Origin of the sequence: Pricia antarctica, from assembly GCF_900101815.1 — a bacterium.
In the GTDB taxonomy this organism is placed as follows: Bacteria; Bacteroidota; Bacteroidia; order Flavobacteriales; family Flavobacteriaceae; genus Pricia; species Pricia antarctica.
Map to the genome: position 1 here is coordinate 382,207 of NZ_FNAO01000001.1, position 20,594 is coordinate 402,800.

At 43.9% G+C, this 20,594-nt stretch carries 13 protein-coding genes; 4 read left to right on the forward strand and 9 right to left on the reverse strand.

The features are described 5' to 3' along the window. Window positions 1-2: 2 nt before the first annotated feature. Both hemC and hemA read right to left on the reverse strand, forming a co-directional pair. Window positions 3-1,580, reverse strand: coding sequence for a hydroxymethylbilane synthase (hemC, locus tag BLT07_RS01600; protein WP_091865038.1), 1,578 nt, complete (start codon window positions 1,578-1,580; stop codon window positions 3-5). Then, a complete protein-coding gene (hemA, locus tag BLT07_RS01605) occupies window positions 1,577-2,833 on the reverse strand; it encodes a glutamyl-tRNA reductase (RefSeq protein WP_091865040.1) in 1,257 nt (418 codons plus the stop codon). Before hemA ends, hemC begins: the two co-directional genes overlap by 4 nt. Window positions 2,834-3,208: 375 nt before the next feature. On the opposite strand from hemA, the gene BLT07_RS01610 reads away from it, so the two are divergent. Further along, entirely contained in the window at window positions 3,209-4,099 is an 891-nt protein-coding gene (locus BLT07_RS01610; RefSeq protein WP_091865042.1) for an AraC family transcriptional regulator, read from the forward strand. A gap of 288 nt (window positions 4,100-4,387) precedes the next feature. On the opposite strand, the gene BLT07_RS01615 is transcribed toward BLT07_RS01610, so the two are convergent. The 3 genes from BLT07_RS01615 to BLT07_RS01625 form a co-directional block, all read right to left on the reverse strand. Continuing rightward, window positions 4,388-5,239, reverse strand: a complete 852-nt coding sequence (locus BLT07_RS01615; protein ID WP_091865606.1) for an N-acetylmuramoyl-L-alanine amidase-like domain-containing protein — start codon at window positions 5,237-5,239, stop codon at window positions 4,388-4,390. Between the two features lie 407 nt (window positions 5,240-5,646). Then, window positions 5,647-9,174, reverse strand: coding sequence for a TraB/GumN family protein (locus BLT07_RS01620; RefSeq protein WP_091865044.1), 3,528 nt, complete (start codon window positions 9,172-9,174; stop codon window positions 5,647-5,649). 154 nt (window positions 9,175-9,328) lie between these two features. Beyond that, window positions 9,329-10,405: a mechanosensitive ion channel family protein gene (locus BLT07_RS01625; RefSeq protein WP_091865046.1), complete on the reverse strand. Its 1,077-nt coding sequence runs from the start codon at window positions 10,403-10,405 to the stop codon at window positions 9,329-9,331. Between the two features lie 380 nt (window positions 10,406-10,785). On the opposite strand from BLT07_RS01625, the gene hemH reads away from it, so the two are divergent. Then, window positions 10,786-11,820, forward strand: coding sequence for a ferrochelatase (hemH, locus tag BLT07_RS01630; RefSeq protein WP_091865047.1), 1,035 nt, complete (start codon window positions 10,786-10,788; stop codon window positions 11,818-11,820). A gap of 23 nt (window positions 11,821-11,843) precedes the next feature. Further along, the gene (locus BLT07_RS01635; protein ID WP_091865049.1) at window positions 11,844-13,232 is read left to right on the forward strand and encodes an MATE family efflux transporter; all 1,389 of its coding nucleotides are present in this window, start codon (window positions 11,844-11,846) and stop codon (window positions 13,230-13,232) included. Between the two features lie 4 nt (window positions 13,233-13,236). Here the strand turns inward: BLT07_RS01635 and BLT07_RS01640 are convergent, their stop codons facing one another. From BLT07_RS01640 to uvrC, 3 genes are all read right to left on the reverse strand, one after another. Next, window positions 13,237-14,550 (reverse strand): alpha/beta hydrolase family protein, encoded by a 1,314-nt coding sequence (locus tag BLT07_RS01640; RefSeq protein ID WP_091865051.1) that lies wholly within the window; start codon window positions 14,548-14,550, stop codon window positions 13,237-13,239. 92 nt (window positions 14,551-14,642) lie between these two features. Continuing rightward, on the reverse strand, window positions 14,643-16,904 hold the full coding sequence (locus tag BLT07_RS01645) for a patatin-like phospholipase family protein (RefSeq protein ID WP_091865053.1): 2,262 nt from the start codon (window positions 16,902-16,904) through the stop codon (window positions 14,643-14,645). A gap of 224 nt (window positions 16,905-17,128) precedes the next feature. Next, window positions 17,129-18,919 carry an excinuclease ABC subunit UvrC gene (gene uvrC / locus BLT07_RS01650; protein WP_091865055.1) on the reverse strand — a complete coding sequence of 597 codons (1,791 nt, stop codon included), beginning with the start codon at window positions 18,917-18,919 and terminating at the stop codon, window positions 17,129-17,131. A gap of 409 nt (window positions 18,920-19,328) precedes the next feature. Between uvrC and BLT07_RS01655 the strand changes: the two genes are divergently transcribed. Then, window positions 19,329-19,904, forward strand: coding sequence for a 5-formyltetrahydrofolate cyclo-ligase (locus BLT07_RS01655; RefSeq protein WP_091865057.1), 576 nt, complete (start codon window positions 19,329-19,331; stop codon window positions 19,902-19,904). On the opposite strand, the gene BLT07_RS01660 is transcribed toward BLT07_RS01655, so the two are convergent. Beyond that, on the reverse strand, window positions 19,877-20,548 hold the full coding sequence (locus BLT07_RS01660) for a lipoprotein signal peptidase (protein WP_091865059.1): 672 nt from the start codon (window positions 20,546-20,548) through the stop codon (window positions 19,877-19,879). The genes BLT07_RS01655 and BLT07_RS01660 overlap by 28 nt on opposite strands. Window positions 20,549-20,594: the final 46 nt, after the last annotated feature.

Consider the following 20,594-nt stretch of genomic DNA (forward strand, 5'->3'; position numbering starts at 1 on the left):
GGTTACTTATACGCTTCGTTTACCAATTCGATGACACTCTCTATTGTGGGCATCTTGGCCACCCGAACATCTTTGAAATGTTTCCGCGCTTCCGCTGCGGTAGTATCCCCAATACAGTAAGCGATTTTATCCGGGGCATTTTTGATAAGATAGCTTTCGACGGTAGATGGACTGTAGAACATGACACCCTCAACACGGTCATCGACCCTTCTAGGTGCATGTTTCGTTTGGTATGCCTCGATTTCGTTGACCTTGATATTATTTTCCGACAAAATCGTAGGTATCGTATCCAGCCGTAGATTACTACAAAAATAAGTGACCTCGAGGCCTTCCATATATTCCACCAGATGCTCGGCCAGTTTTTCTGCATATTTTTCCTGATGCTTGACCGGGCCGATGTGCCGTTCGATGAGACGTTTGGTCTTTCGGCCGACGCAGTAGATATTTTCAAATTTAAGGTCGCTCGCGTCTACGTTTTTCAACAGAGCCTCGACCGCATTTTGACTCGTAAGGATGACGTTGCGCTTTTCTTTCTTAAGCTCATAGGCAGAAATTCGATTGGGACTCACCTTTATAAAATCCTCCGATTTCACCCGAACGGCATCGGTAAAAAGCGCCAATTGTTCATGGGTCAGGTCTTTTGTGGAAAACAGGTTCGTCTCTAAAGTGGCACCTTGAATCTCGTTCATTAAGAGCTTCCCGCCACGGCTCAAAATACTGTTCGCGCAATCGCGACCCAAAAATTCGTGCCGACCCAATGGAGCACTGAATTCCGATTCCAGCTTTTTCTTGCCGTCTACCGTTAACAAGACTCCCTTTAAGGTGACTTCGTTCTCTTTGTTGATATAGGCCAGGGCTCCGATAGGCGCCGTACAGCCTCCTTCAAGAATACGGAGGAACTCCCGTTCTTGCCGCGTACAGATTTCGGTAGGTTCGTGATTAAGCTGGGCACAGGCTTCACGGACGAATTCGTCATTTTCCATGGCTACGACCATAATGGCTCCTTGTGCGGGGGCGGGCACCATCCAAGTAAGTCCCACGGTATTATCCGGCTCGAGACCGATACGTTCCAGTCCAGCAGCGGCAAAAATGGCGGCGTTCCAGTCGTTAGTTTGCAATTTTTCGTAGCGTGTGTTCACGTTTCCCCGTAGATCGACCACCGTATGGGTCGGATAACGGTTCAACCACTGCGCTTTTCTGCGTAGGCTTCCCGTTGCGATAACAGCTTCCCGTTCGGCCAGGAACTCCTCGTTCCTTTTAAAAGCAAGGATATCGAGAAAATTGCCGCGTTCGAGTACTGCGGCCTGAACGATACCTTTGGGAAGTTGTGTAGGTACATCCTTCATACTATGCACCGCAACATCGATTTCACCGCGCAGCATGGCAACATCCAAAGTTTTGGTAAAAATACCGGTGATGCCCATCTCGTGTAGGGGCTTATCGAGTACCAGGTCTCCAGTAGATTTGACGGGGACAAGCACGGCGCGATGGCCGAAACCTTCCAATCTATCCTTAACGGTGGTCGCCTGCCACAGCGCCAATTCGCTGTCGCGGGTACCTATGCGAATGATTTTGCTCATGGGGTATCCAGTTCGAGTTGAAAGACACTGCGAATTAGCTCAAGGCTCATATCGGAATCAACATCATCGCCTTTCAGATGATTGGCGAACTGTTTGGTGATTTTTTGGATGATGCGGTTCGAGATGACATCGGCCTGTTGTTCGTTGAAGTCGGCCAGTTTTTTTGATTGATAGTCCATCTCCTCGTCCTTCATCGTTTTCAATTTCTTTTTGAGGGCCTTGATCACGGGTGCAAATTTGCGAGTCTCCAGCCATTGACTAAAATCGTGCCGTACCTCGGCAATGATCTCTTCTGCATGGGGCACGTACTCTTTTCTCCGTTCCAGCGTCTTATCGGTCATTTGGGAAAGATGGTCTAGGTGAATCACCGTTACGTTCTCCAATTCGGATACATTGTCGGATACGTTTTTGGGGATGGACAGGTCCAAAATCAACAAAGGTTTGTTGGTGTAGATCAATTCTTTGGATACCGTCGGCGATTGGGCACTGGTAGCCACGATCAGCACATCGGTATTACGGATTTCAGTTTGCAGGTCGCCATAATCCTTGACCGTCAATTGGAACTTTCCGGCGATTCTTTCAGCCTTTTCCTTGGTGCGGTTGACAAGCGTTATATGATCGTTCTTGGTGTGCTTTATAAGATTTTCACAGGTATTACGTCCAATTTTTCCTGTTCCGAAGAGTAGAATGTTCTTTTCGGAAACATTGGGAACGTTTTCCAAAATATAGCGGACGGAAGCAAAGGCGACGGAAGTAGCGCCCGATGATATTTCCGTTTCGTTTTTTATACGCTTACTGGCCTGGATAACCGAATTGCAGAGCCGCTCGATAAACGGATTGGCAATACCGAATTTTTTTGAACGGTTAAAGCTTTGTTTCAGTTGGCTTATAATCTCGAAATCCCCGAGAATCTGGCTGTCAAGCCCAGTACCTACCTTAAATAAATGACCAATGGCATCGTTGTTCTTATAGACATAGGCAACTTCCTGAAACTCCTCTACAGAGCCTGTGGTGTTATCACAAAGAAGTTTTATGAGTTGAAAGGGATGCTGGGCGAACCCGTACAGCTCGGTACGGTTACAGGTAGAGGTCGCCAAAAGCCCGTCGATGCCCTGTGCCTTCGCCTGCATCAGCAGTTTTTCGGCGGCCGCTTTTCCGAGGCTGAACTTACCGCGGGTCTCGGCATCCGCTTTTTGGTAGCTGAGCCCTATACTGTAAAATGAGTTATGTCGCGAAATATGGTAGTCTTTCATCAACTGGAATGGACGTTAAAACGCTAGAGGAGTATACCATCTTACGTTTTCGGTATGCTAGAAGAATAGATTTCGGTGTATCGGGCTATTGAGCCGTTTGAGCCGTTTGAGCCGTTTGAGCCGTTTGAGCCGTTTGAGCTTCAAGGTATTCCCCAAAAACAACATGCAAAAAATTCTTTCCACAAACAACAGCAAAAATACAGGCTGTTTGCTTTAAAAAATAACGCTAGCGGTACAATTAGTATCGATACCCGTTTTTTAGTCGGATTTACATGTAAATTCCCCTAAAATCGGTATTTTTGTAGGAAACACAACGCTTAACAGGGACTCTATTTAGAATCCTTCTAAATAAAAAAGCACAATCTACAATAGACTATGCAAGAGAAAAATGTCGCTCAAGGTTCGTTTCAGGAAGTTTTTATCGAAGATGGTTTTTTCGTGCTAAAAATCCAGAACGATACTACTGAAATTCAGCGCATAGCCCGTGAAATCGACAGTAGCTTTATACAGTTCCACTTTTGTTTGAAGGGCAGTGCCAAGTTTGTTTTCAACCAAGGAAATTATGCCTTAGAGGTATCCGAAGAAAACTCCCTTTTGTTGTACAATCCACAAATAGATCTTCCGCTCAACCTCGAGCTGTATCCCAATTCCTGGCTGGTCTCCGTGGTCATGACCATCCGAAAATTCCATTCGCTTTTCTCCAGGGAGGCGGATTACATTCCGTTTCTAAGCTCCGAAAACAGGGATAAAAAATACTATTCGCAAGAAGGGGTCAGCCCAGCTATTGCCGTGGTGCTCAGTCAAATTATGAACTACAATCTACATCCCTCCATAAAGAAATTATATATAAAAGGGAAAGCCTACGAACTTATTTCCCTCTATTTTAATAAGGGGGAAGGTACCGATGTGGAACAATGTCCGTTTTTGGTCGATGAGGATAATGTACGGCGCATCCGCAAGGCCAAGGAAATTATGATCGCCCGTATGGCCGAGCCGCCTACATTGTCAGAACTATCCGAAGAAATCGGGCTATCCCTTAAAAAACTGAAAGAAGGTTTTAAACAGATCTATGGCGATTCGGTCTTCAGTTTTCTTTTCGACTATAAAATGGAATACGCCCGAAAGATGCTCGAGACCGGCCGGCACAACGTCAATGAGGTCGGTTTAAAGGTGGGCTATAGCACGGCGAGCCACTTTATTTCGGCTTTTAAAAAGAAATATGGGACTACCCCGAAAAAATATTTGATGGCCATGGCCGGTTCGTAGGTACTTTGAACTAGTAGACAGCTGAGAAGCCGAAAGATACTTCTCTAGTGGCTGAGGGTATTTAAAGACAATGCTCCAGGTTTAAACTAGGGTTTATAATTGCGATTCCAGTTGATAATTTAAGTTTATAGTTGTCATTTTTTCTGCCGAACGAGTTCAAAACCTTTACATAGAGGAGTTTCAAGAATGATAGCTGTTTTAAATTAGAGCCAAGAAAATTTATAAAAGCCTGACTTTCATCGGCTTTTTTTAGGTGGTGTTTTGTATTATTATTCGGGGACGTAGGGGCTAGGAGCTTGGTCGCGCCACCATAATGCCCGTATTACTTTTAATTTTTTTCAAGTAATCTACCAAAGGAAGTTCGGAAACCTCAACTTCCATAGAACCAGTCGAAGCGTGCAACAAATGGATGCGCCCATCTTTCTCACGGGTCGCAATACCGGTATGGGTGATATCAAGACCGGCAATTGAAGTAGTAAGTGCGATAATATCGCCTGTTTGAATCAGATGTTCGTTCACTTTGATTTGATTCTGCGGAACAATACAAATAGGCTGGTCGTTCAAATTATTTTCGGAGGCTTGAATCATTTTAAAATTTTCGTCATCGCTTAAAAACGGATACAGATTACGATGGGTACTCATAAAATCGATGTTCTTTGTGATTTCCGTTCCTCCAATTTCAGCTGTGATGTCTTTTAACAAACCTTTCTTTTGGTTGTTGGCGATCCATTCTGAGAAATAATGCAGACGTGAGGCATACCCTGCGAGTTGGCCGTCTTTGTAACGGATGTTTTCCAAGGTTTCGGTAAAGTTATCGAAGCCCGCTTTGCCTTTTTCGAGCATAAGACTAAAGGCCAATATGTTTTCGACATACGTGGTACAGTCTAGGCCTTGAAGGTTGATGACCAAAGTTTCGGTGTCTCCTATTTCCAAAGTTTTGGCGACATAGGGCGTTCCCATGAATGTTTTTCCTATTGCCACGATGGTCTTGCCAAAATCGTTTTCGAGCAGACCGTCGATTTCCATGATCTTGTTCTCGACCGCTTTTTTGTCGGCGGGGGAGCAGGTAATCTGTTGGGCGTTGACTGTTGCAAAAAGGAAGGTACAAACAAATAAACACCAATTTCTTTGATTGATCATAATAAAGGAAAATAGACACACTTGACAAATATACCCCATCAAATTAGAACTAGTGCAAAAATTGATTTTTCAATCCATTATTCATTAAAAACCGTTATGGTTTGATTCGAGAGATATTCAGATTCTTCTAAATACAAGCTAAAAGCGCTTCATTTATATTTCAACAAATCAAGATTTGGTGTAGGATATTTTTAATAATTTCTTTAGAAAGGCAGCCATACCCATTTTGAAGTAAGCGATACAAATAATAAGTTAAGTTTCATGATTTTGGAGCGTTACGGAGATTATTTGGAAAGTATTGTTGCATACAACGATTACTCGAACAAGCTAAATGTAAAATTAAGCGGACGGGGAAGAACCAAACAACCTTTTGCTTTCTAGGTAGTGTTTATTCGATAAAGCGAAAATCAAAACCCATAATGACCATATCCCCCACCATACCCATTCGGCCGATACACATCGGCACGCTGCCGGTCTTTCAGCAAAAACGCCTCGGTCACAAATCCGACGACGTCTTCATCGGTGTCGGTATCCTCGATTCGCATGCCGCCGTTGTCATAGAAAGATTTGGTCTGTAAGCCTTTATCATTCTCAAAAACTAAAAGATGCAAGTTGAAGTTCTTATCGTAGTCTTCGTTGTTGCGTTTTTTAAAATAATAGCCGGTCAATGGCTTATCTTTATATGTCAGGTTTTTTTTGCCAAGAAAAGCAATAGAGTCTCTGTTCGCCGAATAGTTGCCACTTGGAAATAGAAGGGCTTCCGCCAAATCTTTTTGTGTTTTAAATAGTTCCGGAAACAATTCCAGTTTTCCGGCTTTTTTGAGTTTGTCGAACAGCAGCTGTCGCGAATTTATATCGGCTGCCATTGCCATTAGCTTCTTTTGAGGAATAGCTCTGTTGTTTTTCGCCAAAAGGGCAAAATACGTAGTGCGGATATCCGAATCTTCGATAAGGGCCACCTTTTCAAAGAAGTGTTGTATTCTTCTTTCACCGTTGAACGGGTACAACAGCGTCACATAATCTTCAAGCACACCCTTATTTTGTTTTTGGGTTCCGGGACTATAAAAATCCTGCGCTTTCGGAACCACGTCCCTACTCAACTGACGCTTCAACTGAATTTTCGCATCGTTTAATATTTGGGATGTATATTTTTTATAGACTTTCGGTTTTAGTACACCTTCCGCCACCAATTTGGTCAATAAAGAGAAAATGGGAGCTTTGTACTCGCTTATCGTACTGTATTGCAGTAATTCCGGGAAAAGTTTTTTAGCCAACGTGAGGTTTTCCCGGTAGGGGGCGAAAATGTAACTGATATGAAAAGTATTGGAAAGCAAAGGCAAATCGGTGGCCATCAATTCGAGCAATAGTGCTGCCGAAGCTTCGTCGGATTCTTGTGAAATCGACTGTAATACCATCGCCTGTGCGGTCGAATTGTTATAGGATTCCGCATAGAAATCTCTGTAAAATGACGAGGCATCCACATCTTTTAACTGTCCCAATTGCAAGATAAGGTAGGACTGTATCTGACGCATATTCGGACTAAACTCATGCTCGGAGATATAGTATTGCAGCGAATCAACGTGTTTTTTATTAAATTTCAGATACCTATAGCCATCAAGTACTATACTGTCGTTTTTGCGCAGGGCCGCAAAGAAATCCGGGACTTTATCCTCAAGTATACCCCGTCCGATAACGGTATCTTTTGGTTTGAAATTCTCGAAGAATTCGGTTACAAAACGGCTCGGTCTTTCGATGGTGTCCACAACCGCTTTAAGTTCATAGAGCAGCCCATCCTTAATAATGTTCTTGACTAAAATACCTCGCGTACTTGCCGTATCGGTAAGGGTCAACTGCATTTCTTGATAGCCTTCCGGCGAAGTCAGCGTTCGCTCGTTGATGATGTTGAACTGCTTATAGGCATACATCTTCTTTCGCAAGGCCCAGGCGGAATCGAGCGAACTAAACATCAAAAAATCATGGGTCTTGTTCAATTCTACGGTGATAGCTTCATCATTTTTGTTGCGGTAGACCGTTTTTTTATAGAAAGGGTCGTAGGCCTTCGCTTTGGGCGCACCACTGTAATAGCCATTACTGCTTTCCACAAATTTTGGCGGTTTGACTATGCTTTTGGTGCTAAAATAGAGCGCGGTATCAACAATCGTTTCAAAGGGAACCTTGTATTTCGTCGGTTTTAGCTGAAAGGATTCAAAAAATTCTTCCGCTTCTTTACCATATTCCGTCAAGATGCCCAAAAGATAATATTCGCCCGCCCGGAAGGTAGTCATCAAATGTAATCGTTTGCCGGAATCCGTATCGAAAATTGCGGATGAGATCAAACGTTTTCCGTTGCCATCCCGATAACGGGGTTTCAACTCCAGATCTTGATAAAATCGTTTTTGTATCTGTTTCAGTTCGAAGGTATCGGCCTCGATAAAACCGAAATCGTTCAAAACGGACTTTCGAAGAAAATAATAGGATTCATTATTTTGATCATACCCCTCGATTGAGCGGTCGCCAATACGGCTTTTATTGGTAAAATTGTACAAAGCAGGCATTTCTACCTCGAAATCTTCAAAATCGGAAAAAAGTTGTACCGGTCCTTTTGCTAGTTTTCTAAACTGCAAACTGCTAAAAACGGCATCTGAATGGGCCGTTACGTAATCGCCCTCGCCGCCCATTTTAATGATAAGTATCTCAAGAGGTGTCCTAAAAATTTGATAGCGTTGTCGGTCGCCATTTTTGAGTTGATTTTTGATGTCCAATCCCTTAAAGCCATCTTTTTCTATTTTCGACTTCTCTAAAATCTTTCCAGGGATATTTTCGAACAACAACTTATCGATATCATCCAAAGTATAGACCGCATCCTGCTTTAAGAACGAATATGTGGGGACACGGTTTATGACGACAAAGCTACCATTGGCCAAGTCAGGGGAAACATAGGTGGTCTTGCCCTGATCGGATACCGGATAGAGTTTGTTGGGAAGATGTATCGTAAAAAATCCGTCTTCGGGACCATAGGATGCATTCTCGTTTTCACGCTTCTTTTCTTCGAACTTTAGCTTCAGAACCTTCCCGTTCGCCGATGATTTAGAGACTAAAGGAGCCACGGTATATCCTTTTTTTCGCAAGAGGTCGATAACCCCTTTTTCTCCGGGGAGATGGGCCGCTCCGATTCCGGCAAACACCTTGCCCTTATGCATTACGGAATCTAAGCGCTCCGTCATGTTGGCATTGCGGATGTGCAACATATTCTTCATATAATGGCCGGTATACATGGCGCGATCGATAGAATCGAGCAAGGCGATATTTCGCTCGCGGTAGGCATCCTGCAACAAAAACATAGGGTCGGATTGCTGCATTTTTTTTTGCAGCCATTCATCGGGCCTTTGTTTCATGGCGTTCATACTGGCGCGGCCGACCAAAGCGGCCGACTCCTCCATGTCTTCAAGTGCAATGATGGGCTTGTCAAACTTTTTGCCTGCCTGGTAGATAAACATATCGAGATAGGTCTCCTCCTCAAAATTTTGGGAGAATTCGTCGGTACGGTATAGGATATTGTTGACGATACGGTCTTCATAGGCGAGGTAGGCGCCTAAAAACTCTTTTTTCGGGTTTTCTACCTTGAAGCTATTGGCATAAAATCCTTTGGCAACATATCCGCCGCCATATCCGAAGACGTTGCCGCCCATGGCATCGTTGTTATCGAGCCAGAGACCGGGGTCGGATTCCAAAGCTATCATCTCACTTTTATCCAAGGCCTCGTAGAAAACATCGTCAAGCCGAAAGGCTATTTTTTTGCTGACGTGCATGGTGCCGTATAGATAAGAGGATTTCTCAAGCCCGTTACCCGATATTTCCCAGAGCAGACTGTTCTTTTCTTGGGAATATCCCGAAAGGGTAAAAAAACAGCATGAAATGATAAGTAAGGGGCGCATAAACTTCTTTTTCCGCTTTACGCATTTTGCCTTAAAAAGGGCGATTTACGGTAAGCGTATGGCTACGTAGTAATGATACACAAATGTAAGGAAGTACGCGTCAAGACCTATCCCCAAAAATTTTTAATCATTTAGCAAGTCTAGGATATAACGGCTATTGTTCCGACGTATTTTCCGAGAGATCACTTTTTTCTATTTGAAGTCGGGTACGGGGCAGACTTTCGGGATAATTTTCCTGTAGAAAGCAAATCAATTTTTCGCGTACCAGAACCCTAAGGTCAAAGACCGCAGAAGAATCTTTGGCACTCATCAACGCCCGAATTTCAATACTTTCGAGTTTTGAATCAGTTACCTGCACGACGTTCACCTCACCGTCCCAAAGATCGGTACCGTTTAAAATCCTTGTAAATTCTTCCCGTATGGCATCAAAAGGCACATTATAATCGGTGTAGAGAAAAACGGTTCCCAAAATATCGGATGAAGTTTTTGTCCAGTTTTGAAAAGGTTTTTCGATAAAATAAGTTGTGGGTACAATAAGCCTTCTTTTATCCCATATTTTGATGACAACATAAGTCAGCATGATTTTTTCGATACGGCCCCACTCCCCTTCGACAATGACAACATCATCCAATTTTATGGGCTGTGCCAGGGCAATCTGTATTCCGGCCAATATCGTACCTATCATTTTTTGGGCCGAAAACCCAATGATAATGCCCGCGACCCCGGCAGAAGCAAAGATGCTCACCCCGATCTCACGGATACTTTCAAAACTCATGAGCGCAATTCCCATGGCAATTATTATGATGATAAACACAAAGATGCGTTCCAATATATTGAATTGGGTTGCCACTTTTCGGGCCTTTAAGTTATGGGAAGCTTCTACATCATATTTTTCGATGATATGATGCTTCACGATTTTAACGATACTCAACAACAGCCAAGTAAAGGCAAAGATAAATATCAGGGCACTTGTTTTCCGGAACCAATACGTATAGTCTTCCAGACCGAGAACCTGCCGAAGTGCCTGCAAACGAATTAAGATGGACAGAAATATGATAAAAATAGGTTTACTTACCCGCTTTACAGCCGCTATAGGCATCAGATATTTCGGGTTTTTGCCCAGACGTCTCAAGAAGGCCAACACCATTAAATAGGTGACAAGAAGACCTATCAAGGTACCGATTACCAAAAGTATTGACTGATTGTTTATACTAAAAATTTCGTTGAGCATTAAGACCCGGATTTTAAGGATTCGTACGTTTTCGGACTAGTATAGCAATGTTGTGGTGGTGAATTTTTAAAGTATATGAAAAAGTAATGGTTTTTTAAACAAAAAGGCGAAAATTGATGAAATCTATTATACTATCAAAAAACAATTAGGCCGATATCTCGACGAGATGGTTTTCAAGGCTTATTTTTGCAATTGGAAATTCTTCTTTCCGAAGTCTATCTTTTCCAAAGTAGATTATCATCTAAAAAGGACTCCCGCCTGCCTTTAAACAAAGGTCAGGCGATATGCGAAAATTACTAAAAAGAAGCTAGAATGAGATTTCTGCCTAAGTTTATGCCGAGCGTAGCCGAGGAGCAGAATGACAAAAATGGAAGTTATCTATGAAAGGCGTATTACTCGTAAATCTCGGTTCCCCCGAAAGTCCCACCGCAAAAGATGTCAAACCCTATCTCGATGAATTTTTGATGGATGAAAGGGTAATCGATGTCAACAAAGTACTTCGCAATATTCTGGTAAGGGGTATTATTTTACAGACCCGACCCAAGAAATCGGCCAAGGCCTATGCCAAAATTTGGTGGGATGAAGGCTCACCTCTTATCGTTCTCTCGGAGCGTTTTTCCGAGAAATTGAAAACCCATACCGATATGCCCGTAGCCCTTGGTATGCGCTACGGTACGATGACCATAAAGACTGCGTTGCAGGAATTGAATGACAAAGGCGTGGACGAGGTGTTGTTGGTACCGCTGTATCCACATTATGCTATGTCATCCTATGAAACCGTGGTGGTAAAAACTATGGATGTACAAAAGGAATTTTTTCCGCAAATACATTTGACCACGCTACCTCCCTTTTATCACAATTCCGAATACATTAAGGCCCTGTCCCAAAGTATCACCGATGGATTGAAGGATTTTGAGTACGACCACATCCTGTTTTCCTATCACGGCATTCCCGAACGGCACATCCGAAAATCGGACCCTACCCGTTATCATTGCAAAATTGACGGCAGTTGTTGCCATATCAATTCCGTAGCACACCATACCTGCTATCGCCACCAGGTCTATGAGACGACCGAGCTGGTAAAAGCGGAACTCGGTTTGGATGAAACTAAGGTCAGCTCGTCGTTTCAATCGCGCTTGGCCGGCGATCCTTGGTTGAAACCTTATACCGATTATGAATTCGAGCGGTTGGCGAAAGAAGGCAAAAAGCGACTAGCGGTAATCACGCCCGCCTTTGTGTCGGATTGTTTGGAGACCTTGGAGGAAATTGCCATGGAAGGTAAAGAGCAGTTTACTGAAGCCGGGGGCGAAAGTTATAAGCATATACCTTGTATGAACGATAGCGACACCTGGGTTCAAGTGATGGCCGATTGGGTGAACGCGTGGGAAGAAACCGGGGCGTTGCCCTCGAATTGACCTGCAAAGTGATGGACTGACGTATGGCAAACGTATCTGCAGAACAACTTGGCTCAGAGCCTATCGGCAAATTGTTGATCCGACAATCGGTACCGGCATCGATCGGTATTTTGGTGATGTCGCTCAATGTTTTGGTCGATTCAATTTTTGTGGGCAATTGGATCGGTTCCATCGCGATTGCAGCCATAAATGTGGTGCTTCCCGTATCCTTTTTTATCGGTGCACTGGGCATGTCCATCGGTATCGGGGGGTCTAGCATCATATCCCGTGCCCTCGGTGCCAACAATACGGAAAAAGCTCTAAAGACCTTCGGAAACCAAATTACCCTGACCCTATTGGTGACGGTGATCATGGTCGCTCTGGGATTGTTCTACGTCGATACGCTGATTCCCGCTTTCGGGGGAAAGGGCGCCATTTTCGATCCAGCAAAGGTATATTATAGGATTGTGCTGTACGGCGTTCCTTTTTTGGCACTCTGTATGATGGGCAACACGGTCATCCGTGCCGAAGGGAAGCCTAAATTCGCGATGATCGCCATGATCATTCCCTCGGTCGGAAATTTGTTGATGGACTATGTTTTTATCTATATCTTCGATTGGGGTATGGCAGGGGCAGCTTGGGCGACTACTATCGGCTATTTTTTGTGCTTTGCCTACATACTATACTTCTTTCTATCCAAAAATTCCGAACTAAAAATAAGTCTATCCCATTTTGGATTGGACACACCTATTCTAAAGGAAATCGGTTCCCTTGGTTTTGTTACCCTCGCCCGCCAAGCCGTCGTCAGCATCACTTATCTGTTGATGAACAATATACTTTACGGTTTGGGCGGGGAGGCTATGGTCGCGGTCTATGCCATTATCGGTCGGATGTTGATGTTCGCCCTCTTTCCCGTTTTCGGGGTGACCCAAGGATTTTTACCGATCGCCGGGTTTAACTACGGGGCTGAAAAATACCAGAGGGTACGGGAAACCATTAATACCGCTATAAAGTACGCCGCTATTTTGGCAAGCGTCGTTTTCGTCGGCCTGTTTATTTTCCCTGCCGAAATCGCGGGATTATTTTTAGGAAGCGGTCCCGATATGTCGGCCGAAGACCTGGCCACAAACGCCTATGTTTTGGAACATACCCCGCTTGCCATGCGGCTTGTATTCGCCGCGACCCCTATAATTGCACTACAACTTATCGGGGCTGCCTATTTTCAGGCTATCGGGAAGGCCATTCCCGCTCTTCTTTTAACCTTGACCCGGCAGGGTTTCTTTTTTATTCCCCTGATACTGATCCTGCCCCATTATTTTGATGAACTGGGGGTTTGGATATCGTTTCCGATTGCCGATGTCTTGGCTACTCTAGTTACGGGATATTATTTGCGGCGGGAGGTGAAGCGGACGTTGATAAACAGTGAGGGATAAATTTTCACTCCGCTGGGGCCGCATGCAGCAGCTCCATCCCCGTAGAAGACCTGGGCTTGAACCCCGGCCAATCTTGAGCATTCGAATTTTCGGGGATATCTAGATATTTGGAGGTGTCCTTACCCTTTAACTGGGCATCGATAAAAGCGGTCACGAAATGCTGGTTGACGTTGTTGATCTTGCGCTGGTCCCAAGTGGCATCGGCGTAGCGGTAGTATTCGTCGATATGGAGTCCGGGGGCCAAAGCTTCCTTTGGAGGCGGATTCGGGGCTATATTATGCCTGGCATCGGTATATGTCAAAAGATAGCGATCGGCATTAATGGCGCCTTCATAAATGGCTTTGATTCCCTTTTCATAGCCCGAGATATCGTCTTGGCTTCCGGCGACGAAAAAAGTGGGTTTTTTTAATCCCTTTAAACCTTCGGCATCCCAGACGCCGCGCTCCATTCCCCACGGGGCAAAAGCGACTACGGCCTTGATTCTAGGGTCGGATCGGTTCTGATACTCCGCATTGCTGGCGGCCAGCACTTGGATTGCAGTGCTTCCGTCGGCCATTCCTTTAAAAAATTGCACCATGCCATCGCTATATCCCGCACCGGCAACGTTCAACACCCCATAACCGCCCATGGAATAGCCGACGATGGCAGTGTTATCGGCATTGACTTTTCCGGATAAATTATCTTTGCTATCCGATTTTCCCAGCCGTTCCATTTCATTGATTACAAAGCGGATGTCCTTGGCCCGATTGAGCAAGGTACTTTGAAAGGCATTGGCATCCTTGAAGGTGGAATCGGTGTGACCTATGGCGACCACAACGTATCCTTTCGAGGCCAGGTTTTCGGTCAAATAGGTCATCAAATATCGGGAACCCACGTATCCATGGGAAACCACGATTAAAGGAAAAGCTTTTTCCGAAGCTTTGGGGGCGGCATCTCTAACGGCTCTTCCGTTGAATGTAAACGGAATCAATGGGCGGAGAGAATCACCACGGGTACCCATGACCTCATTATAGGTCACCAAGGCCTCTGTACCCGAGGATATCTCTGCGGGATACCATACTTCAACGGTCAAGGGGCGGTCGTACATGACCTCTTTACCTGCTTTCGAGTTCAAAATATCCACTTGATCGGGATGGAGCAAATCTAGGGTCCGAACTCCGACCGTGTAAGACCCCCTTTCCGAAAGTTCTGGGGCATCGGGTAGCATATCACCGTACAGAAATTCCTGGGTCTGGGCCTGAAGCAAGACGCTTGCCCCTAAGGTCAGAACGATACAACAGACAATACATTTAATGGAAAAAAGGGATTTACTTTTCATAAGTCATCAATTTATTCGGAGAACCTTTTTATAAGATTCAGTGGTATTGGACGGATAAGGTAACAATTAAATTTTATGTTTAAACTATCTCCCTAAAACCAATAGCCCAAACTAAAAAAGAAATTGCTGTTCTTGCCTTCGGGAGACCATGCATAGTGCACCTGCATCGGTCCTAAAAAAGATTCCCATCCGTAGCCGACACCATACCCCGAATAACTCGGAAGGGCAAACCAATCGCCTGTTCTGAAAAGATCATCATCGACATTGGCGAAATTGGCCGTGAACATGAGGTGATTTTTAGGTATGAATTCATAATCAAGCCTTCCGTATGCCTTTACGAAGCTGTTGCCCGGCAGACTTATAAAATCATAACCGAAAAAAGGAATGAAATTATTGATCAGATCCGTGCCGTATCCGCCGAGTAAAAAATCAAACGAGGTAACATCGGAGGTGCCCAGTTTAAACCCGCCTTCAGTTTCCATAGTTAGGGAAAGATTTTTTAAAATGGGAATAGCTCCGCCCATACGAGCCTTCGCAATTGAAAATTCCTTAAAATTATCGTTGAAATCAGAAGAAAATACGTAAAAATGAAAGTCACCGGCGAAAAGAAGTCCCCTCGAAGGAAAATAGGCATTATCGTACGTATCGAGCGTTAACTCGCCGAAGGTGCTGAAAAAATTACTGTTTTCGAACAAGGTCTTCCCATCCGAGGTTTGCTGGGCGAGCGGAGCCTCTTCATCACCGCGCTGTGCCAAGGTTCTTGTACTATACTTTAACAATTTATGCTCGATTCCGGTCCTGAACGCAAATTCTTCGCGCAGTACGGTCTCAACGTAAATCTGGTTGGTCAGGTCGGAAACATCTAGGTTTATAGTGTTGACATTGACCCCCGGCGGTACTTCAAAATTACTGCGGATAAGATCAAAATCGATTTCCTTTCCAAAATCGTTGAACCTGGAGTTCAAGCCGAAGCTCCAATAGGAACCCTTATCCACATAATACTGAAAATTATAGCGCACATTATCGCCGATGATAAAGTCGAAGGAGGCCACATCGTCGCGGGTCAAGATCTGTTTTTGGGTCACATTGAGAATGGCGGCCGTTTTGTAAAGATCATCGTAATGGGCGCCCAGACGGACAAAAGTCTTGACGGGGTTTTCAGAAAGATCTAAAATAAGGTCTTCCCCGGCCCCGTCGTCTTGCAGTTTATAGTGTATGGTCTGAAAGTTTCTGGTCGCTGCCAAATTGCCGATTCCCTGTTCCAGCCGAGAAAAGGTAGTCTCTTTGTGCTTGCCCAAACGCAATTTTCCCTTTACGTAGCCCCTGGGGTAATCGGCGCTGCCCGTCACGGTCAGCTTATCGATTATCAACTTCTCCTGAGGTTCGATTTTGGCCCTCTTTCTTTCGCTATCATTCTGTTTTATCGCAAGCCTTCTAAGATCACCATAGCTTTTTTTAGCTGCTTCGGTACCACTTTCTATTATCCGGTCGTAGAGATTGAAATCGATGACCGAAAAATTAGCGACCTCGGGCTTGATGTAGATATCGGTCAGTTTCGATTTTTCTTCCATATCGAGAACGGTGCGGTAATTGTTGATCTGCAGAAGAATCTCGGTGGCCGAAATTAGGCCATCCCTATCTCGGAGTCCGTGCTGAACATCGACGCCAATGATTACATCCGCGCCCATTTCCTTGACTTTTTGTATAGGATAATTGTTGACCACCCCCCCATCGACCAGTAAGCGATTACCGATCTTAACAGGTTCGAAAAGCGAAGGCAAGGCCCCACTTGCCATAACGGCCTGTGGTAGATAGCCTTCTTTAAGAACGACCTCGTCGCCCGTCTCAACATCGGTCGCCAAGCACAGAAAGGGAATCGGCAACTTATCGAACTCTTTTATGTTCTTTACAGGGTAGAGTAATTTTACCAATTCGTTGTACACGTTCTGCCCTCCCGAAAAAGCGGGAGGCACCGAAATTTTGAACTTATTGAAAGGCAAGGTAATCGCATACCTTTCCGAATCTTCCTTTTCATAGAATGTTTTGGCACTTCGTGGAAGATTATCCTCTATTAGGTTGGTGAAATCGGTGGTGCGGAAGATTGAATCAAGCTCCGTAGCGGTATATCCTGCAGCGTACAACGCTCCGACAATCGCGCCCATGCTCGTGCCACCAATGTAGTCGATTCTGATTCCAGCCTTCTCAATAATCTTGAGCGCCCCGATGTGGGCTAGACCTTTTGCCCCGCCACCGCTTAGCACCAGGCCTATTTTAAGGTCTTTTTTATCGGCGTCTTGTGCCGATACAAAAAGGCCTAAGCCTAGAAATGCAAAAAAAAATAGAAGCTTTTTCAAGATACCAAATTTAGGCAGACTAATCGATTTATTACCGCCAGAACAGATAAAAAACCTACCTCTTCGTTATAAAGGTGTGTTCAAAAATTACCAGTACATTTCTACTGGTAATTTTTGAGCAGACCTTGAGCAGGAAACAGGTAGAAACCCCAATTTTTATTTAACTTAGGACTTTGTCATTCAAAACACTTGCGTTCTTGTCTGACGCCTCATATCCTATGTTTCTAAGGATGAAACGTTCCGTAGATTTTCTTGGCTTTGACCATACCTACGATTTCCGCCAGCTTTTCTAGGGATGCCTCTTTAACGCGCTTGACCGATTTGAAAGTTTTCAACAGATTTTGTGCGGTTTTTTCGCCGACCCCGTCAATACTTTCCAATTCAGAATTAATGGCGGCCTTACTGCGTTTGTTCCGGTGGAAGGTAATGCCGAAACGGTGCGCCTCGTTGCGCAGTTGCTGGATAATTTTTAGGGATTCCGATTTCTTGTCTAGATACAGAGGGATGGGATCTTCCGGAAAATAGATTTCCTCGAGACGTTTTGCGATACCTATGATAGCGATCTTTCCTCTGAGATCCAGAATATCCAAACTTTTCAACGCAGATGACAACTGCCCTTTTCCTCCATCTATAACAATCAACTGTGGTAATGATTCCTCCTCGGCCAATAAACGCTTGTACCTTCGATAGACGACCTCTTCCATAGATGCAAAATCGTCAGGGCCGTCAACGGTTTTGATATTGTAATGTCGATATTCCTTTTTTGAGGGCTTTCCGTTTCTGAATACCACGCAGGCGGCTACAGGATTGCTACCTTGAATATTGCTATTGTCAAAACACTCGATATGCCTTGGCTCGGCTGAAAGGCGTAGATCTTTCTGCATCTGTACCATAATTCGGTTCGTATGCCGGTCGGGGTCGATAATCTTGATCTGCTTGAAACGCTCTTGTCTAAAAAACTTGGCATTGCGTTCGGAAAGATCGACAATCTTTTTTTTGTCCCCCAGTTTGGGCACGGTTACTTTCAAGTGGGGTTCGGCAGTAACTTCAAAAGGCAGATAAAGTTCGGTAGACCGGGAGTCGAAGCGCTGCCGTATCTCTACAATAGCCAATTGCAAAAGATCGACGTCGCTTTCATCGAGTTTCTTTTTGATTTCCAAGGTATGGGAGCGGATGATCGAACCATGTGACAACTGTAAAAAATTAACATACGCATGCGATTCGTCGGAAATGATCGAAAAGACGTCTACATTGTTGATTTTAGGATTGACGATGGTCGATTTCACCTGATAATTTTCCAAGACCTCGATTTTCTCTTTGATAAGCTGGGCCTCTTCGAACTGCATATCGACGGCCAAGGATTTCATTCGATGTTTGAAATAGTGTAACGAGGACTTAAAATTTCCTTTGATAATTTCCCGTATGTCTTCTATCTGGGCATGATAGTCCTCCGCATTTTGCAGACCCTCACAAGGTCCCTTGCAATTGCCTAGGTGATATTCAAGACACACCTTATACTTACCCGAATCTATTTTTTCTTGGGAAAGATCATAGTTACATGTCCGCAGCGGGTAAACGCTTTTCACCAAGTCTAAAAGCGTACGTACCGTTTTCATACTGGTGTAGGGGCCATAGTATTCCGAACCATCCTTTATGAGCTTTCGGGTCGGAAAAATCCTAGGGAAGCGCTCATTTTTGATACATATCCACGGATACGATTTATCATCTTTGAGCAAAACATTGTAACGGGGTCTGTACTTTTTGATTAAGTTGTTCTCTAGCAGTAGCGCGTCAGATTCGGTGGGCACCACTATATGACGGATACCGCGAATTTTTTTGACCATTACCCGGGTCTTACCATATTCATGGGTCTTGGTAAAATAGGAGGCGACCCGTTTCTTAAGGTTCTTTGCCTTGCCTACATACAATATCTTTTCGTCGGCATCATAAAATTGATACACCCCCGGACTATCGGGCAAGGTACTCAACTGAATTTCTATGGACACCTGGGACATTCGGATTGCGAATTAAATAATAAAAAGCAACGGGTGCTACAAAGTTAGAGACAAATCATCAACTAAATCAATCAAAAATACTGTAAGAATAAAATGTAAGTCTTTCCTTAACAATTCTAATCTTGAAAATTATGACCATCAATATTCGAGTTCACCAAGGCTTTTAACACTAAAATGTTAATATTTAACTAAAAAATGCATTTCATCGGTAAAAACTTCCCCTTGACAGTTTAGATAACGATTTTTTTATCTAAGTTTAACGTATCAAAATCAATTACCCCCATGGACAAATATATCATAACCTTAGTTTTATACTTACTTTTGATGATTTCATTCAAGGTGTATTATTATGTAAACGCCAAAGAATAGGTTTCATCGACCCTTCCCGATACCGTTTTTGATTCGAATCATGCTTAAACAGGATTTACGGTCGGAATATAGAAATCGAAGGAAATCAATTTCTGAAAGTTCCCTTTTAGCTTCAAGCTTGGCTATTGCCAATGCTTCGCTCATACTCCCTATATGGGGTTTCAGTTACTATCATATTTTTCTGCCTATTTCCTACCAAAAAGAAATTGATACCCATTTCATCCTTACCATCCTTCAAGGCAAGGATAAAAATGTTGTACTTCCCAAAGTGACCGGCGACGATTCGCTGAAACACTATTTACTTACCGACGCTACCAAATTCCGAACCAACAGGTGGAAGATTCCCGAGCCCATTGACGGCATCGAAATCCCAATCGATAAAATTGATGTGGTATTCATTCCTCTTTTAGCCTTCGATAAAAAAGGAAACCGTGTAGGATATGGCAAGGGATTTTACGATACTTTTCTAAAGGAATGTCGTAAGGATGTAAAAAAAATAGGCCTGTCCCTATTTCAAGCGGAAGATACCATTGAGGATATCAATGCATACGATATCCCACTTGACTATTGCATCACGCCAAAGAAAATCTATTCTTTTTCTGTTCTGGCTACATAGTCGTCCCAGCTATCGGAATAGGCATCCGCCTCTTTTTTTCCAAACGCACTTTTATTAAAGACGATTAAAATACCTACGCCTGTACTGATGGCCATATCGGCAATGTTGAAGACAGGTTCGAAAAATCGGAAATCCGACCCCCCAAAATAGGGCACCCATTCGGGCCATGTGGAGTCTATAATAGGAAAATAGAGCATGTCGACCACCTTACCATGGAAAATATCGCCGTAGGGTTCCGCTGAAAATGCCGTGGCCACCTGTTGGTAACTATCGTTAAAAATCATTCCGTAAAAAACGGAATCGATAATATTGCCCAGCGCTCCCGCAAAAATTAAAGAAACGGCCCAAATTAAAGTTTTCGACGATTTCTTTCGAACCGTATCGTAAAGCCAATAACCAATGCCCGCTACGGCAAACAATCGGAATACGGTCAGTATTAGTTTTCCCGTCGATTCCGAAACCGGTAAAAAATCACTGAGTTTCGCGCCCCAAGCTGCCCCGGAATTTTCGATGAACAGTATTTTAAACCAATTGAAAACATCTACCGATTCTCCCAATACGAAATGGGTCTTTATGTAGTATTTGCTTCCTTGGTCTATCAGCAATAGTACCGCTATGATTAGCACCGATTTCTTTAAACTCATAGTTCCGGATAGAAATTAAGGGCAAAAATAGGAATATTGCGGCATA

Excerpts from the sequence above, each read along its gene's own strand:
- BLT07_RS01610 (WP_091865042.1), top strand. The coding sequence starts at position 3,209 with ATGCAAGAGAAAAATGTCGCTCAAGGTTCGTTTCAGGAAGTTTTTATC.
- hemH (WP_091865047.1), top strand. The coding sequence starts at position 10,786 with ATGAAAGGCGTATTACTCGTAAATCTCGGTTCCCCCGAAAGTCCCACC.
- BLT07_RS01625 (WP_091865046.1), bottom strand. The coding sequence starts at position 10,405 with ATGCTCAACGAAATTTTTAGTATAAACAATCAGTCAATACTTTTGGTA.
- BLT07_RS01635 (WP_091865049.1), top strand. The coding sequence starts at position 11,844 with ATGGCAAACGTATCTGCAGAACAACTTGGCTCAGAGCCTATCGGCAAA.
- uvrC (WP_091865055.1), bottom strand. The coding sequence starts at position 18,919 with ATGTCCCAGGTGTCCATAGAAATTCAGTTGAGTACCTTGCCCGATAGT.
- BLT07_RS01620 (WP_091865044.1), bottom strand. The coding sequence starts at position 9,174 with ATGCGCCCCTTACTTATCATTTCATGCTGTTTTTTTACCCTTTCGGGA.
- BLT07_RS01655 (WP_091865057.1), top strand. The coding sequence starts at position 19,329 with ATGCTTAAACAGGATTTACGGTCGGAATATAGAAATCGAAGGAAATCA.
- BLT07_RS01615 (WP_091865606.1), bottom strand. The coding sequence starts at position 5,239 with ATGATCAATCAAAGAAATTGGTGTTTATTTGTTTGTACCTTCCTTTTT.
- BLT07_RS01660 (WP_091865059.1), bottom strand. The coding sequence starts at position 20,548 with ATGAGTTTAAAGAAATCGGTGCTAATCATAGCGGTACTATTGCTGATA.
- hemA (WP_091865040.1), bottom strand. The coding sequence starts at position 2,833 with ATGAAAGACTACCATATTTCGCGACATAACTCATTTTACAGTATAGGG.
- hemC (WP_091865038.1), bottom strand. The coding sequence starts at position 1,580 with ATGAGCAAAATCATTCGCATAGGTACCCGCGACAGCGAATTGGCGCTG.
- BLT07_RS01640 (WP_091865051.1), bottom strand. The coding sequence starts at position 14,550 with ATGAAAAGTAAATCCCTTTTTTCCATTAAATGTATTGTCTGTTGTATC.